General features: G+C 46.8%; 15 protein-coding genes. All 15 read left to right on the forward strand.

Annotated elements, in window-relative coordinates; all coding sequences use genetic code 11:
- The first annotated feature begins 10 nt into the window (after window positions 1–10).
- The 15 genes from M2366_RS07365 to M2366_RS07435 all read left to right on the forward strand — a co-directional run bounded on the left by M2366_RS07365 (window position 11) and on the right by M2366_RS07435 (window position 16,711).
- Complete coding sequence (locus M2366_RS07365; RefSeq protein WP_259269321.1) at window positions 11–1,015, forward strand: glycosyltransferase; 1,005 nt, start codon at window positions 11–13, stop codon at window positions 1,013–1,015.
- The gene (locus M2366_RS07370) at window positions 1,012–2,220 is read left to right on the forward strand and encodes an O-antigen polymerase (protein WP_259269322.1); all 1,209 of its coding nucleotides are present in this window, start codon (window positions 1,012–1,014) and stop codon (window positions 2,218–2,220) included. Before M2366_RS07365 ends, M2366_RS07370 begins: the two co-directional genes overlap by 4 nt.
- Window positions 2,205–3,077 (forward strand): glycosyltransferase family A protein, encoded by an 873-nt coding sequence (locus tag M2366_RS07375; RefSeq protein ID WP_259269323.1) that lies wholly within the window; start codon window positions 2,205–2,207, stop codon window positions 3,075–3,077. Before M2366_RS07370 ends, M2366_RS07375 begins: the two co-directional genes overlap by 16 nt.
- Window positions 3,078–3,088: 11 nt before the next feature.
- Window positions 3,089–4,315 carry a glycosyltransferase family 4 protein gene (locus M2366_RS07380; protein WP_259269324.1) on the forward strand — a complete coding sequence of 409 codons (1,227 nt, stop codon included), beginning with the start codon at window positions 3,089–3,091 and terminating at the stop codon, window positions 4,313–4,315.
- Window positions 4,308–4,907: a sugar transferase gene (locus M2366_RS07385; protein WP_259269325.1), complete on the forward strand. Its 600-nt coding sequence runs from the start codon at window positions 4,308–4,310 to the stop codon at window positions 4,905–4,907. The genes M2366_RS07380 and M2366_RS07385 overlap by 8 nt, the downstream gene beginning before the upstream one ends.
- The gene (locus M2366_RS07390; RefSeq protein ID WP_259269326.1) at window positions 4,900–5,538 is read left to right on the forward strand and encodes an acetyltransferase; all 639 of its coding nucleotides are present in this window, start codon (window positions 4,900–4,902) and stop codon (window positions 5,536–5,538) included. The genes M2366_RS07385 and M2366_RS07390 overlap by 8 nt, the downstream gene beginning before the upstream one ends.
- A gap of 29 nt (window positions 5,539–5,567) precedes the next feature.
- Window positions 5,568–6,743, forward strand: a complete 1,176-nt coding sequence (locus tag M2366_RS07395; protein ID WP_259269327.1) for a DegT/DnrJ/EryC1/StrS aminotransferase family protein — start codon at window positions 5,568–5,570, stop codon at window positions 6,741–6,743.
- A gap of 63 nt (window positions 6,744–6,806) precedes the next feature.
- Entirely contained in the window at window positions 6,807–8,768 is a 1,962-nt protein-coding gene (locus M2366_RS07400; protein ID WP_310508864.1) for a nucleoside-diphosphate sugar epimerase/dehydratase, read from the forward strand.
- Between the two features lie 39 nt (window positions 8,769–8,807).
- A complete protein-coding gene (rfbD, locus tag M2366_RS07405) occupies window positions 8,808–9,710 on the forward strand; it encodes a dTDP-4-dehydrorhamnose reductase (RefSeq protein WP_259269328.1) in 903 nt (300 codons plus the stop codon).
- Between the two features lie 300 nt (window positions 9,711–10,010).
- Complete coding sequence (rfbC, locus tag M2366_RS07410; protein WP_310508865.1) at window positions 10,011–10,526, forward strand: dTDP-4-dehydrorhamnose 3,5-epimerase; 516 nt, start codon at window positions 10,011–10,013, stop codon at window positions 10,524–10,526.
- Window positions 10,527–10,606: 80 nt separating this feature from the next.
- Window positions 10,607–11,773 (forward strand): nucleotide sugar dehydrogenase, encoded by a 1,167-nt coding sequence (locus M2366_RS07415; protein ID WP_259269330.1) that lies wholly within the window; start codon window positions 10,607–10,609, stop codon window positions 11,771–11,773.
- Between the two features lie 73 nt (window positions 11,774–11,846).
- On the forward strand, window positions 11,847–12,857 hold the full coding sequence (locus M2366_RS07420) for an NAD-dependent epimerase (RefSeq protein ID WP_259269331.1): 1,011 nt from the start codon (window positions 11,847–11,849) through the stop codon (window positions 12,855–12,857).
- A gap of 160 nt (window positions 12,858–13,017) precedes the next feature.
- Window positions 13,018–14,025: an LPS O-antigen chain length determinant protein WzzB gene (locus M2366_RS07425; protein ID WP_259269332.1), complete on the forward strand. Its 1,008-nt coding sequence runs from the start codon at window positions 13,018–13,020 to the stop codon at window positions 14,023–14,025.
- Between the two features lie 100 nt (window positions 14,026–14,125).
- Window positions 14,126–15,859: a PglL family O-oligosaccharyltransferase gene (locus tag M2366_RS07430; RefSeq protein WP_259269454.1), complete on the forward strand. Its 1,734-nt coding sequence runs from the start codon at window positions 14,126–14,128 to the stop codon at window positions 15,857–15,859.
- A 168-nt stretch (window positions 15,860–16,027) separates the two neighbouring features.
- A complete protein-coding gene (locus tag M2366_RS07435; protein WP_259269333.1) occupies window positions 16,028–16,711 on the forward strand; it encodes a YceH family protein in 684 nt (227 codons plus the stop codon).
- Window positions 16,712–16,929: the final 218 nt, after the last annotated feature.

Raw genomic sequence — 16,929 nt, forward strand, 5'->3', positions numbered from 1 at the left:
GGAGATAGTTTTGATTTCATTATCTTATGTATCAAATCAAATTGAAATGTTGACGTCAGAGGATGACTTAATTGCTGAATGGGAAGGCAGTGAAATATTGGTTTCAATAGTTTGTACTGCATATAACCACGAAGAATTCATATCTGATGCTCTCAATGGTTTCATTAATCAGCAGACATCCTTTCCATTTGAGATAATAATAAATGATGATTGTTCTAGTGATAAAACACTTGAAATCATTATGCTTTATAAAGAGAAATATCCAAATGTTATTAATGTTATATCACATCACAGCAATCAATTCTCCAAAGGAATATCACCATTTAAATTCGTATATAAAAAATTACGTGGTAAGTATATTGCTATATGTGAAGGGGATGATTTTTGGAGCGATAGAGAAAAATTATCAAAACAATTCGATGCGTTGGAAAATGACATTGAGTCAAATTTATGTATACACAGTGCTGCTGGCCTAAAGAATGGCCAACTTATTGAGAATACAAATTGGTGTTTTGAAAAAGATAGATATTCGCTTGATGATATTTTTCTTAACCCTGGACAATTTTCCCCAACGTCATCGTATTTTTTTAGGAAATCATTAGTTGAACACCATGATGAATTAAAATCAATGTTATTTAAGGCAGGCGTAGGTGATTTTTTTGTTGAAATTTTTGCCGCTAATAAAGGAAAAAAAATCGTTGCGCTGAATGAAGTTATGAGCACATACAGAGTTCAATCTTCTGGTTCTTGGTCTGAGGCTAATTTGAAAAATTTAAATGTTAAGTTTTCCAATACATATGCTTTTATTTCAGATATCCAACATGTTTCAGATTTATTTCTTCCGAAATATAAAAGTTTATTTGATAAAAAAATAGCCGAAGAATTACAAGACTGCATAATATTAGGTATACGGAACTATGAATACCAAGATGTGTTAATATTTGCAATGAAAAACATTAAAAAAATAAAAATATCACTTTTTATTCGTAGAGTGATAAGAAAGGTATTTTTATGAAGCTGAGTATTTTTTTTATTGGATTGTTCTGGTTTGTATCTCTAATCATTAATATATCTGGTTTTATGATGTATAAGGATTTATCACCTTACACAGTGTTTTTTTTTATATCTGCAGCATTGATATTTATACTCAGTTCGTTTCTGATTAGAGATAGAGCCGTAAATAATTATGGCACAGAATATTTTCAACATGATTTGAATTTATCGAAACTTAAAATTGTATTTTTTCATGTCATACCATTTGTTATATTGGTATTTTCTGTTTTTAAGTCAGCGATGTTAGTTACTCCATTTTCAGAGTATTTTTTGATGAGACGGGGGGGGGAGATTGATGGCGGGGGGTTAGTTTCAGGTATTGGGTTGGTTGATACATTACTAAAAATCTATGTATATCCTTCGCTAGTTAGTGTCTTTTTTGTACAGGTAGCAAGTATACACACTAAAAATGTAGTGAACTATCAGCAGATGTTTTTTGTGATTAGCCAACTATTTATCTATACATACTTGTTCCAAGTTAATTATCCTGTTTTCCTCGTTATTATTGTTTTGTTTTTTTTGTTTTTGAATAAACGGTTAGACGCATTAAGTCCAATTAACAGAAATAAGAAAAAACTTACCTTGCTTATTTTAATATTTATTGGTGTTGTGTTTTTATCAGCTGCAAATCGATTTGGTTCGTTTGATATATTTGGTATTGTAATGTATTACCCATTAAGCTACTTTAGTCTAGGTATCTCAATCTTTGACTTGAATTTTCAGAATCAATTATCATTAATTCATGATCATACATTTGGCCTAAATTTATTAGGCCATCTAACATTACCACTTAAATATTATTTCGAGATTTTTTTATCTGACCCTAAGTATTTCACACCGATTTCGATAGAAAATATTACATATCTCAATGAGAAAATTAATATAGGTAGTGGTACTCCTAAGTATGTGAACGCATTTGGAACTATTTTTTTTTCCATTTACCGTGATTTTGGTAGTGCAGGGGTGATGTTATCTCCCGTCCTATTTGTAGCGTTAATTTATTATTACCACATAAAAAACACATTGTTTTCAATTTCTTGTTATTATTTATTTCTTTTCAATGGTATTTCAGCACTTTCAGTAAGCCCATTAGATCAACCGCATTTTATGTTTGTTTTTATTTTTATTTTTTTGATGGTAAAGGATTTAAAATGGAAAAAATCGTAATAATTATTAATTCATTTATCCTAAGCGTATATTATTTTTGTGTTAATTTATTTTCTAGACGTAAGATTACCTTCAACAAGGATGGGGAGTACATCATTAGTTTGACAACATATAATAAGCGATTAAAGTATGTTTTTCTTACTATAGAAAGTCTAATTAATCAAAAATACAAAGCATCTAGAATTATTTTATGGTTAAGTGATGAGGACTTACCAGATAGGAAACTACCTAGTACTCTCAAACGGCTTCAGTCAAGAGGTATCGAGATTAACTTTAATCATGAAAACTTGCGCTCATATAAGAAACTAACTCATTTCTGTCAAAATAGAAAAAACTATAAATTTAACTATGTAGTTACTGCTGATGATGATGTTTTTTACCCTACATACTGGCTTCAAAAATTTAAAGAATCAAATGATTCAGTTCTAGGATATGTGTACTGCTACAGAGGAAAATCGATCAAATTTAACAGTGATGGAGAATCAACAGATTATAGGGAGTGGATAACTGATGTCGATATTTGTAATGAAAACGATTCATTATTAATGCCTACAGGTGTTTCAGGGATTTGCTATCCTAAGGACTCGCTTTCAGATGACATGTTTGATATTAACAATATCCTAGCGAATTGTGAGTATGCAGATGATGTCTGGTATAAATTTTGTACCATGAAAAAAGGATTTGGTTGTAAATTAGTTATGAATATAAATATACATTTTATACCAGTTTTATTTTCTTTGGGAAAAGGTTTAGAAACTAACAACGTACAGAATGGGATGAATACTATTCAATTTAATAAAGCAATGTCGCACTTTAATATGACAAGTAAAGACTTTATTAAAAACACTATTCAATAGCGAGCGATGTTTTGAAAATATTATATCTACATCAATATTTTGCAACTCCAAATTCTAGTGCTGGAACTCGATCCTATGAAATGGCAAAGCGATTTGTTAAAAATGGCCATGATGTTGAGTTTATTACTTCATCTGCTTTTATTTCATCTCAATTTCATTTTCATCAAGGGTGGAACCAATTAGAATTAGACGGTATTAAATTGAATGTTTTACACATGGCATATTCCAATAAAGACAGCTTTTTTAATAGAATTATAAAGTTTATCAACTTTTCTATTCGTGCAACAATTAAAGCTCTTACAATTAAATCAGATGTTGTATTGGCTACTAGTACTCCGCTGACGATAGCTATACCTGCTGTCATATACTCAAAAATTAAAAATATACCAATGGTTTTTGAAGTGAGAGATCTCTGGCCTGAACTACCGATTGCCATTGGTGTGCTCAAAAATCCGGTGGCTATCAAGTTAGCAAAATGGCTTGAGGTCTTTGCATACAAGAATGCCAAGCGGTTAGTTGGTCTTTCGCCAGGTATGTGTGATGGTATCATTCAAAAGGGCATTGCACCTGAGTTGGTGACTTTAGCGACGAATAGTTGTGATACATCGTTATTTGATGTTTCAAAAGATATTGGAATAGAATATAAGCTAAACAAATGGTCATTTGTTAATGGCCGCAAGCTAGTCGTTTATACAGGTACTTTTGGATTAATTAATAACATCAAGTATATGGTTGAGCTTGCACTTTCTTCGTTAAAACTTGGTAATGATATTTGTTTTGTAGCCATTGGTGATGGGATGCAAAAAAATGATGTGGTGCGTTATGCCGAAGAGATCGGTGTGCTCAATGTTAACTTTTATGTATTTGAACCTGTAGCCAAGACAGAAATAGTACGATTGTTATCCGCTGCTGACTTATCACTCTCTCTCTTTGGTCCAATTAAAGAGATGTGGCATAACTCTGCTAACAAATTATTTGATGCGCTGGCGTCGGGTACACCAATAGCCATCAATTATGGTGGCTGGCAACAAATACTTATTGAAGAAAATCAGTGCGGCGTAGTATTAAATCCTTATGATACTGAATTATCAGCATCCATTTTGCATGAATTTCTTTATGATGATGAACAATATCAGCGAGCTAAAAATGCCTGCCATCAATTAGCTTATAATGAGTATTCGCGTGATTTTATGGCGAAAAAATTGGAAGACACCTTGGTAAGGGCTTTAAATGATTAAGCGAGTATTTGATTTCTTACTAGCTTTATTTGCACTGATATTGTTCTCCCCTGTGATGGCTTTTATATGGTGGAAAATACGTAAAGAATTAGGTTCACCACCCCTTTTTTATCAAACTCGTCCCGGTTTGCATGGTAGACCATTTCGTATGGTTAAATTTCGGACTATGAAGGATGCTGTAGATATACAAGGTAATCCATTACCAGATGCGGAGCGGATGACTCCGTTTGGTAACAAATTGCGTGATGCCAGTCTTGACGAGTTACCTGAGTTATGGAATGTCTTAAAGGGGGAAATGAGCTTAGTGGGACCAAGGCCATTATTGATGCAATATCTTCCACTCTATAGCTTAGAACAGGCTCGTCGCCATGAGGTTCGTCCTGGGGTAACTGGTTGGGCTCAGATCAATGGCCGTAATGGTATTGGCTGGGATGAGAAATTCAAGCTAGATGTGTGGTATGTCGAGAATTATTCATTCTGGATCGATATTAAAATATTATTTTTAACAGTAAAAAAAGTGCTGCTCAAGGAAAATATTTCGGCAGAAGGTCATGTCACCATTGAACCGTTTAAAGGGAATAGTAATGACTAAGCTAGCTATACCAAGATGTGCCATTTTAGGTGCAAGTGGTCATGGTAAGGTGATAGCTGATATGGCCGAACTAAATGGCTTTATGAAAATTGATTTTTTTGATGACGATTGGCCACAATTAACGACTCTTTATCATTGGGCCATTTTGGGTGATTTTTCCAGTTTGCTGGAAGTTGCCCATGATTATGACTTGATAGTGGTTGCGATTGGTAACAATGCTACTCGTTTGCAAAAGATACTCTTGTTACTGAAAGCTGGAGCTATTCTTAAACCATTGATTCATCCCAATGCGGCAGTCAGCCGTTATGCCAGCTTAGGAGTAGGTACTGTTGTGATGGCGAATGCAGTAATTAATGCGTTCGCCAATGTTGGTAAGGGCTGCATTATAAATACGGCCTCGAGCATAGACCATGATTGTATTTTATCTGATGGAGTTCATATTAGTCCCGGTGCGAATTTAGCCGGATCTGTCAACGTAGGCCAGTTAAGCTGGGTTGGTATTGGTGCACAAATAAAACAATTGATTACGGTGGGTAATGAAGCGGTCGTTGGTGCTGGAGCAACAGTGATTAGAGATGTACCAAACTATAAAACTGTGGTTGGTACTCCTGCTGTTATTATTTCTCATTAATAAAATTTATTAGTAGTAAGGGACATGTCATGCTCAATACTTCTTTTTCTCCTTGGCCTTCTTTTACACAACAAGAGGCTGATGCGGTTAGTAAAGTTATCTTGTCAAATAAAGTTAATTACTGGACAGGTAATGAGTGTCGTGAGTTTGAAAAAGAGTTTTCGGCCTGGGCTGATACCGATTATGCGATTGCATTAGCTAATGGTACTTTGGCATTGGATGTAGCGCTTAAAGCTATCGGTGTTGGGGCAGGGGATGATGTTGTTGTGACACCAAGGACTTTTTTGGCCTCGGTCTCCACTGTGGTAACAGCTGGAGCAAATCCAGTATTTGCTGATGTTGATCTTAATAGTCAGAATATTACTGCTGAGACAATTAATGCTGTGCTGACTCCACATACAAAGGCAGTCATTGTTGTGCACTTGGCTGGGATGCCAGCAGATATGGATCCTATCATGGCGCTGGCAGCTGAAAAAGGTTTTTCGGTAATTGAAGATTGTGCTCAAGCACATGGTGCCAAGTATAAAGGACGCTCGGTGGGCTCTATTGGCCATGTTGGGGCTTGGTCATTTTGCCAAGATAAAATAATGACTACCGGTGGTGAGGGGGGGATGGTTACTACTAATGATAAAGCTTTGTGGCAAGCAATGTGGTCTTATAAAGATCATGGTAAAAATTTTGACTCTGTATATAGCAAGCAACATACACCAGGTTTTCGCTGGGTGCATGATAGTTTTGGTACCAATTGGCGGATGATGGAGATGCAAGCTGTTATTGGCCGAATTCAACTTAAGCGTATGGATAGTTGGACGGCAGCTCGCATTTCCAATGCGGCCCAATTGGATGCTGTCGTGGAGAAATTCCCTGTATTGCGCTTGGTTAAGGTGCCAAATAATGTGACGCATGCTGAATACAAGCATTATTTTTTTGTTAATCCAGAGAATTTGGCTGAGGGGTGGAATCGCGATCGAATTATTGATGAAATAGTGGCGCGTGGTATACCTTGCTATCAAGGGAGTTGCTCAGAGGTATATTTGGAAAAAGCGTTTGACAATACATCATGGCGCCCCAAAATCCGACTTGCTAATGCAAAGCTATTAGGAGAAACCAGTATAATGATGTTAGTACATCCCACCTTGACGGTTAATGAAATGACGCGCACCTGCCGAGCTGTGGCAGAAGTTTTGTCATTGGCATGTAAATAAGGGAATCTCTTTAGGTGATGTTGAATACTTTATTTTTCCTTATTAAAACTGTACGGTGGGATCATGTTAACTTCTTTTCTTGGTATTCCTAGATTATACAAGCGAATAATTAGTGTATTCACTGATTCAATATTGATCTCATTGGCGTTTTGGGGAGGGTATTGGGTAAGATTAGATGTAAAGATACCGTTGCAGAGTGTCATTCATTGGCAAATGTTAGCGCTGCTTCTTCCGATTACTATCATTATTTTTATGCGGTTGGGGCTATATCGGGCGGTGTTACGCTACGTTGGATTTAAAGTGTTATGGACGGTATCACTAGGGGTATTTATTTCTACAATGGTACTTGTGATGCTGGCTTTCTTCATGGAAGCATCGCTACCAAGAACTGTATCTGTTATTTATTTTTCTTTTGCTGTGTTGTTGGTGGGAGGGGTTCGCCTGTTTTTCAGGACTTTTGTCAATCGTGGAAAGCGCCAGCGTACGGCAGTATTGATCTATGGTGCAGGAGCCTCCGGACGGCAATTACAGTTGGCTTTGAATCAGGGCCAGGAGTATTTTCCCGTTGCATTTGTCGATGATGATCCGGCTTTAAAAAAAGCAGTGATTCAGGGAGTAAATGTCTATAGCCTTGAATTTATCTCTGAGTTGATTACTCGATTTGACATAAAAAAAATCCTATTGGCCATGCCTAGCGCATCACGAAGTATACGACAAGAGGTTATTCAACGCTTGGAGCATTTTCCCTGTGAAGTGCTTTCTATTCCTGGTATGGCTGATTTAGTGGCAGGTTATGCTCATATCGATGAACTAAGGACGGTATCGATTGAAGATCTCCTTGGTAGAGATCCTGTTGCTCCTATTCCTGAATTAATGAATGCCAACATCAGTGGCAAGCGAGTCATGGTTACTGGGGCTGGAGGGTCTATTGGGTCTGAGTTGTGTCGTCAAATTGTGCGATATAAACCGAGTCGGCTGGTGCTTTTCGAGATATCTGAATATGCCTTATATGCAATCGATAAGGAGCTTAAGGAAATTTGCCAGAATGCCAATATTGAATTGGAGATAGTACCCTTGCTGGGGTCGGTGCAGCGTCAAAATCGTTTAAGCACCATCATGGAGAATCTTCAGATACAAACTGTTTACCATGCTGCCGCTTACAAGCACGTTCCCTTGGTTGAATACAATGTGGTAGAAGGAGTACGCAATAATATATTTGGCACTCTTTATAGTGCTCAGGCAGCGATCAAGGCCGGAGTAGAAACTTTTGTTCTTATTTCAACCGACAAGGCGGTACGGCCAACGAATACTATGGGGGCGAGCAAGCGCTTGGCCGAACTGATATTGCAAGCATTGGCCCGAGCTCAAACTCGGACTCGTTTTTGTATGGTGCGTTTTGGTAATGTACTCGGTTCCTCAGGTTCGGTAGTTCCGCTGTTTCGTGCACAAATTAGAGACGGCGGCCCTCTAACTGTGACTCACCCTGATATCATTCGCTATTTTATGACCATTCCAGAAGCATCCCAGTTAGTGATCCAGGCAGGTGCTATGGGCCGTGGTGGCGATGTTTTTGTGCTGGATATGGGACAGCCGGTAAAAATTATCGAGTTGGCACATAGGATGATCCGACTAAGTGGGTTAACGCTGAAAAATGAGCAAAACCCTAGCGGAGATATCGAAGTGGACATCACGGGGTTACGCCCGGGTGAGAAGCTATTTGAAGAACTGCTTATTGGTGACAATGTAGAAGGGACTCGTCATTCGAGAATAATGATGGCAAATGAACATATGTTGCCTTGGCCAGAGCTGCGTATCTTGCTGACTAAAATCGATGCGGCTTGCCATGAGTTCGATCATGAACAACTCCGCCATTTATTGTTGGAGGCGCCAGTTGCCTTTACACCCACCGATGGTATTTGTGATCTGGTATGGAAGGCGCGAGCCGAGTTGAGCTCGGCTTCAGTGGCTCCCACCATCACTGATATCGAGTTTTTGAATACGGAGGCTTACCCGCCTATCCATTGACATGAACGCAGCCATTTTACACATGAGTCAGCATCTCTTATGAATCACAAGCCGTTAGGGTCTTCGCTACCACAGATCTTGCTGATGGGCAGTAGTGGGCAATTAGGTCAGACGTTGCATCGGTTGATGGGCAACGAGGTCTTGGTTCTGCTCGAACGAGCAGAGGCAGATTTTCTGAAACCGATTCGATTGACTAATGCTATCACCCGGTTCCGGCCAGAAGTCATTATCAACGCCGTTGCCTATACCTCGGTCGAGCAGGCTGAAGCTGAACCCGAACTTGCCTTTCGAGTAAACAGCCAGGCGGTAAGGGTAGTGGCGGACGCGGCAAAGCGGGTTGGGGCCTTACTGGTACATTTTTCTACTGATTACGTATTTGACGGGGGAGGAGATAGGGCTTGGAGAGAAGCGGATCTTCCCGCACCTGTGAATATCTATGGGCAAAGCAAGTGGCAAGGTGAGCAGGCCATCATGGCCAGTGGCTGCCGTCATCTGATATTCAGGACTAGCTGGTTGCACAGTCCGTATCGGCTAAATTTTTTAAAGACCATGTTGTATCAAGGACAAAAAAGCGAAGGGCTTTCTATTGTCTGCGATCAAATTGGCGCACCGACCTCTGCCACTATGTTGGCGGAGGTGACCTTGCATGCCATCGAGCAGACCTTGGTTAATCCCGCACTTGATGGGCTCTACCATGTGACTGCCGCGGGGGAGACGAGTTGGTACGACTATGCTCGTTTTATCTTTGCTGAGGCTAAAAAAAGGGGATATGAACGCCAGGTGAGCAAGCTAAATCCAGTGCCGAGCCATCTCTATCCTGTTGCTGCCACAAGGCCGCTTAATTCCCGTCTAGACACTGCAAAATTTCGTGCGACTTTTGGCATTGCCCTGCCGGACTGGCGAGAGGGGGTGAGGGAGACGCTTGGGCAGCTCATCAAGTGATTAAGCTAGCACTATGATATTGGCCTCTTCATTGGCCAAACCACCTCACGACCTCATATTGGCCACCCAGCCCTATCCTGTGACCCTGGCCATCAACAAAGGCCAGATCAGCCGATGCGCGCGCCGCTTCAGTCTGATGTTGAGCAGTATTTGCGGCATCCCGACCATCAGTACGCCGCAGGCTCTTTCTCGCTTCGAGCGCTTGCCAGGAGATGCCAGTCACTGCCGCCTTTCATCCCTATGGGGTTCGTCTCCCGCTGAATTTTTTAAAGGCAGATGATGAAGTATCAATCCCTTGCCATGCCAGAAGTCAAACTGCTTATCCCCACTCGTCACAGGGACGAGCGGGGATATTTTATGGAGACCCTACGCCAGGATGAGTTTGAGCGCCACTGTGGCAGCTATTCCCTGGTGCAGGATAATCACAGTCACTCCAAGCAGGGCACCCTGCGTGGGCTCCACTGCCAAGTGGATAAACCACAGGGTAAATTGGTCAGAGTGGTCAGCGGGGCCATCTTCGACGTGGCAGTCGATGCGCGCCGGGGCTCAGCTTCATATGGGCAGTGGGTCGGCCAGATCCTGTCCGATGAAAACGACCACCAGATGTGGATCCCCCCCGGCTTTGCCCATGGTTTCTATGTATTGAGCGGGGGGGCCGATGTCCTCTATCGATGCAGTGACTACTATTCTCCGGCGGGAGAGTGTGGTTTTCGTTGGGACTCTCCGGTACTGGCGATTAACTGGCCCATTTTGACTGGTATCCCGCTGCTCTTGTCCGACAAGGATGCTGATGCACCTCTCTTCCCGCCATTCTGAGTTAGGGTCGACTCGCAATTTTGTGACACAATTACTGATTCAAAATAAGAAACTTAATTTAATCAACAAGGTAACCCATGGTGAAAATTGCCGTAGCAGGGACCGGCTATGTCGGTCTGTCCAATGCCGTGCTGCTTGCGCAGCACAACGAAGTGGTCGCCCTCGATCTGGTGGCGGAAAAAGTTGAGTTGATCAATCAGGGCAAGTCTCCTATCGCCGATACCGAGCTGGAGCATTATCTTGCTCACGAGTCGCTCAATTTGACGGCCACTCTGGACAAGCATCAGGCCTATCAAGGGGCTGATTTTGTCATCATAGCGACCCCGACTGACTACGATGCGGACACCCACTACTTCAATACCCGCTCGGTCGAGGCGGTGATCCGGGATGTGATAGCCATCAATCCGACGGCGGTGATGGTGATCAAATCGACCGTTCCCGTGGGTTATACCAAGGCGCTCAAAGAAGAGCTTGGTTGCGATAACTTGATGTTTTCACCCGAGTTTTTGCGAGAGGGGCGGGCACTTCATGACAACCTGCATCCCTCGCGCATCATAGTGGGTGAGCGCTCCGAGCGGGCAGAGCGGTTCGCTGCCCTGCTGCAAGGCGGCGCCGTCAAGCAGGATGTGCCGGTGCTGTTGACGGACAGCACTGAGGCGGAGGCAATCAAGCTGTTTGCCAATACCTATCTCGCCATGAGGGTGGCCTACTTCAACGAGCTGGACACCTATGCCCAGGCCCATGGTCTGGACAGTCGCCAGATCATCGAAGGGGTGGGGCTGGATCCACGGATCGGCAGCCATTACAACAATCCCTCCTTTGGTTATGGCGGCTATTGCCTGCCCAAGGACACCAAGCAGCTGCTGGCCAACTACGACGATGTACCGAACAATCTGGTGCGGGCCATCGTCGATGCCAACACCACCCGCAAAGACTTCATTGCCGACTCCATCATCCGGCGTCGCCCCAAAGTGGTGGGTGTCTATCGCTTGATCATGAAATCGGGATCCGATAATTTCCGCGCCTCTGCCATTCAAGGGGTGATGAAGCGGATCAAGGCAAAAGGGATCGAGGTGGTGGTGTTTGAGCCTGCCCTCAAGGAGCAGAGCTTCTTCAACTCTCGGGTCATCACCGATCTGGCAGAGTTCAAGCAGATATCCGATGTGATACTCTCCAATCGCATGGCAAGCGAGCTGAGCGATGTCGCAGACAAGGTCTATACCCGGGACCTGTTTGGTAGCGACTAAATAGAGAACAATTATTGAGGCCCTGTCTGCACCCTCGGATGGGGCTTATCCCAAGGCTATTGAAGGTGTTCCCATGAAGTATCTGGTCACAGGCGCCGCTGGTTTTATCGGCTTTCATCTGGTGCAGCGGCTCTGCGCTGACGGCCATGAGGTGATCGGTATCGACAACCTCAATGACTACTACGAAGTGAGCCTCAAGGAGGCTCGCCTCGCGCAGTTGGCCCCTTTGCCCGGCTTTCGATTCATCCGGCTGGACTTGGCCGATCGTACCGGCATGGCTCAGCTGTTTGCCGATGGGGGCTTCGAGCGGGTGGTTCATCTGGCCGCCCAGGCGGGCGTGCGCTACTCCCTCGATAACCCCTTTGCCTACGCCGACAGCAACCTGGTGGGCCACCTGACCGTGCTGGAAGGGTGTCGCCATCATGGCATCGGCCATCTGATCTACGCCTCATCCAGCTCGGTCTATGGCCTTAACGACCAGATGCCGTTCGCCACCACGGATGGTGTGGATCACCCCATTTCGCTCTATGCGGCCAGCAAGAAGGCCAACGAGCTGATGGCGCACAGTTACTCCCATCTCTATGGCATTCCCACCACTGGTCTGCGTTTCTTCACCGTCTATGGCCCCTGGGGTCGACCCGACATGGCGCTGTTCAAGTTCACCAAGGCTATCCTGGCGGGCGAGCCCATCGATGTGTATAACCAGGGCCAGCTGTCCCGGGACTTTACCCATGTGGATGATATCGTCGAGGGGATAATACGGGTGGCGGACCATGTGCCGACTGCCAACCCTGAGTGGACCGCCAGCCAAGGGGCAAGGGATGAGAGTTCGGCCCCCTATCGTCTGTTCAACATAGGTAATGGCAGCCCGGTACGACTGCTCGATTTTATCGAGGCGTTGGAGCAGGCCATCGGCAAACCGGCCATCAAGAATATGATGGCGATGCAGCCCGGTGATGTGCATGCCACCTGGGCCGATACTCGGGGCCTGTTCGATGCCGTTGGCTATCAGCCACAGATGACGGTGGCAGCAGGTGTCAAAACCTTTATCGACTGGTATCGTGACTACTATCAGCAAGCTTGATCCCGGCAGAACCGCTGCGACCCTTGCCGTATCGATTAGCCAATCCAATTTCCAATAAGAGAAATGTGACAGCATGAGCAATCAAGAACCTACCTTGCCTACCCAGCAAACTGCGTTACCGCCAGGTTGGTCTCAAAACCGACCCAGTGATGAGATTGATTTGAGAGAGCTTGTCGTGACGCTCTGGCGCAGCAAGTTACTCATCCTCGGCATCGCGGCCCTGTTTGCGGCTGGTGGTATCGCCTATGCCATGTTGGCGCCTCAAGTCTGGGTCAGCCAGGCCGAGATCAAGCAGCCGACCCTCAAGGAGATAGAGTCCCTCGAGCTCAATATCAATCAGTTGATGAACGCCCAGGTACCGGCGACCGCCTTCACCGCCTTCGACAAGAAGGCGCTTTACAGTGACTTCGTCAATAGTTTCAATAGCTTCAATAACAAACGCCAATTCTTGATTGAGAAGGGCTATCTCGACGCAGAGGCGGCTCAATCTGAGGTCACCGAGGAGAAGGGCAAGCGCCTGCTGCTCAAGAAGATGGCCGAAGGGATAGACGCCAAGGCCCCGGACAAGCTGAGTGAAGATGTCATTATCTCCTTTGCCGCGGACACGGCCGAGCAGGCCAAGCAGCGTCTGGAGCAATATATCGCCTTTATCCAGCAACAGGAGTCTGCGGCCAAGGGCAAGGAGCTGGATACCATCTGGCAGAACCGACTCAAGACGCTGAACACTCAGTATGAGAGTGCCAGGGCCGATACCCTCAAGCAGTTGCAAGACGATATCCTTCGCACCCAATACAGCTTGCGCATCAGCCGCGCTGCCGGGATCGATGCTCCTGTTGAGAATCTCAATGCCCGTGATGGCTTCGCCATCGAATGGGGTTCCCGTGCTCTGGCAGAGAAACTCAAAGTATTAAAGGAGATCGACAACCCCGATATTCTGAACCCGGCCCTGAGCGATCTGCGCCTGCAACTGAGCAGCCTCCAGGCCATCAAGCTTGAGGAGCTGCCGTTCCAGTCGTTCGCTTATCTGGCCTCGCCCAGCGAGCCCTTGTCCCGGGACAAGCCCAAACGCTCATTGGTGGTGGTATTGGCCACCCTGCTCGGCGGCATGCTGGGGGTTGGCATAGTGCTGGTGCGTTATGCCTTCCGTGAACAAGACAGCGTCAAGTAACGCCATATCGGCATGATGAAAGAGGGCTTAGGCCCTCTTTTTTATTTTTTGAGACAAAGGGTTATGCTGGGTGAATAGACAATCTCAGGATGCTGGCCAGATGCTGGAAAAAGGATTTTTTGGACTCTTCGCACTCTATCTGTTGCTGGGCATGCATTTCTTCATGCACAACCCGGGCGGTGCAGGGCTCTACCTGCCGTTCAATGCCTGGGGCTGGGTGTTTGCCAGCCTGGCCATTGGGCTGGGGCTCTGGCAGGTCACACTGCGTCAGCGGCTAGTCTGGTCATCCTTGCAGGGCTGGCTCTGGGTGGGGGCTCTCCTGCTGCTGTTGCCCATGGCCTATCCCGGTTTTGAGCTAAAGGACTATGCCATTCCCCGCTTGTTGGGGCTCTTTGCCGGCCTGTTGTTTCTATTTTGCCTCTATCAGTGGGCGCTGGATGCAGATAGGCGTGAGCAGTTGCTTTATCTGGTATTGGCCGCGGTAGGGATTGAGGCTGTTCTCGGGTTGATAGAGTATTACCTGTTGGTGCCGGGTAACTGGCTCGGCTATGACACCCGAGCCAATCGCCCCTATGGCATCTTCCAGCAGGCCAATGTGATGGCAAGCTTCATGGCCACCGGCCTGGTACTGGCCGTCTGGCTGGAGGGAGAGGGGCGGCTGAAGAGGCGCTGGCTCCAAGGGTTACGCTATGGCCTCATGGTGGCGTGCCCCTTGTTGCTGGTCGTGCTGCAATCCCGGGTGGGTCAGCTCGGCGCCCTGCTGGGGTTGGGGCTCTTGCTGCCCATGCTCAAGAGTCGCAAGCTGCTGACCCGGGTATTGCTGCTGGTCTCGCTCGGCATCTTGCTGGGATTGCTATCCCAATACCTGATTGCCGGGGCCAAACGGGGGCTGGAGGTCTATCAGTCCGGCGGCATGAGATCCATCTACTGGCCTTATGCCATCAAGCTCATCATGCAGTCGCCCTGGAGTGGCTGGGGCTATGGCAGCTTTGAGTCGGTGTTCTTGCATCACTACATGGCCGACAAGGCGCTGCAGCCAGACATGGTGCAAATTGAGTACAACCTGGATCATCCCCACAACGAGTTTCTCTACTGGGCGGTGGAGGGGGGCATAGCCCCCATGCTGGGCATGTTGCTGATGGGGGTTGCACTGCTGTGGCGCTTGAGTCAGGCAAGATGGCGCCAGGGGCTGGCGCTGTTGGCCCTGGTGACCCCGCTCGTGCTGCACAGCCAGACCGAATATCCCTTCTACCACTCTATCGCCCACTGGTGGGTCTTGTTGTTGCTCATCTTCGTGCTCGACAGTGAGGTGGAGGAGCAAACCCCAGGGCCCGACTGGCGTGAGCATGTCTACCGTCCCTGGTTGCTGTTGCGTTTTCTGGCCATCGGCATCCCCCTGCTGGTGGTACCTTTCATGCTCACCGCCATTCACACCGCCTGGGTGGTGACCAAGTATGAGCGGGGCGGCTACAAGCAACCCACCTTGTTGCTGGATGTCGTCAATCCCCTCGCCTGGCTGACTCGGGTCGAATTCGACGTCAACTCGGTGCGCCTGCTGGTGGGCTTGCAGACCAACAATCTGCAGGAGCTGGCGGCTTACCTCGCATGGGGACAAGAGTTTGTGCGCCATACTCCCCGCGTCAACATCTACGCCAACATGGTCATAGCCCTCAATGCCCTGGGGCGAGAGGAGGAGGCCAAGGCTCTGCGCCAGCAGGCATTGCTGCTCTACCCGGCGGATCCGCTGCTGAGCGGTAAATCCACCTCTGTGGCCACCGCGCTGGAGAAGCGCCCCGCAGTCTCTGCCAGCTCCACGGCAACGCAGGCTCACTGATGCGGCGCGGCTAGCCAGCCAGTGATGGCGCCTGGTCGACAAGACTGCTGTTTGTTTCACCAAGGTCATGGCGTTATCGCAAAATCAGGGCGCCAGGCTGGACGGGGGGCTCCCGCGGGATAAGATAGGGCACTGAATGCAATATCTTGTTTATAAAGGGAGTCTGCAATGGAGTTGGTATTAGGCCCATTAGAAGCCCGGGTGATCGGCTGCCTCATCGAGAAAGAGATCAGCACGCCGGATCAATACCCACTGTCCCTCAATGCCCTGGTCAATGCCTGTAACCAGAAGAGCAATAGAGATCCGGTGCTGGAGCTCGAAGAGCTGCAGATCCGCGCCGTGGTTGACGAGCTGATCCGCAAGCGACTGGTGGTCAATACGGCCGGATTCAACGCCCGGGTGCCGCGTTATCAGCACAGGTTCTGCAATACCGAGTTTGGCGATCTCAAATTCGATGCCCAGGCGCTGGGGATCGTCTGCGAGCTGCTGCTGCGTGGCCCGCAGACGCCGGGGGAGCTGCGATCGCGTACCAACAGGCTCTGCCAGTTCGAGGATGTGACCCAGGTCGATGCCGTGTTGCATGAGCTGATGGAGCAGGGCCCCTATGTGGTCAAGCTGGCCCGTGAACCAGGCAAGCGCGAATCCCGCTTTGCCCACCTGTTCAGTGGCGAGGTGAGCGGGGTCGCGAGTGACGAGGTGAGTGCCTACGCAGGACGCGAGCCTGGCGGCAGCGGGGCGAATGCCTCCAACGCAGCCCTCGCTGAGCGCGTCGAAACCCTGGAGGAGGAAATCAGCGAGTTGCGTGGCCAGGTCGCCGCCCTGAGTGCGCGTCTGGATGAGTTGGCCTCTTAATCGTCCCTTACTCTCTGATGCACCAGGGCGCCGCCATCAAGAGGCGGCCAGCCCTGGTGCATTGTCTGTCGGCCCTGGCCGCGCCCTACTGCCCTTATCTTCACAGGCTCCGTCCTGATCCCTTCATCATCCCCACAGGCTTGCTATCTGGCTGCGCAGTCGCCTCTCAGGATGAGCGGGCATTTTGTGGCAAGCCATTTAATTTGCGTTATTTCATG

This window comes from Aeromonas sp. BIGb0405 (assembly GCF_024807335.1).
Taxonomy (GTDB): Bacteria; Pseudomonadota; Gammaproteobacteria; order Enterobacterales; family Aeromonadaceae; genus Aeromonas; species Aeromonas rivuli.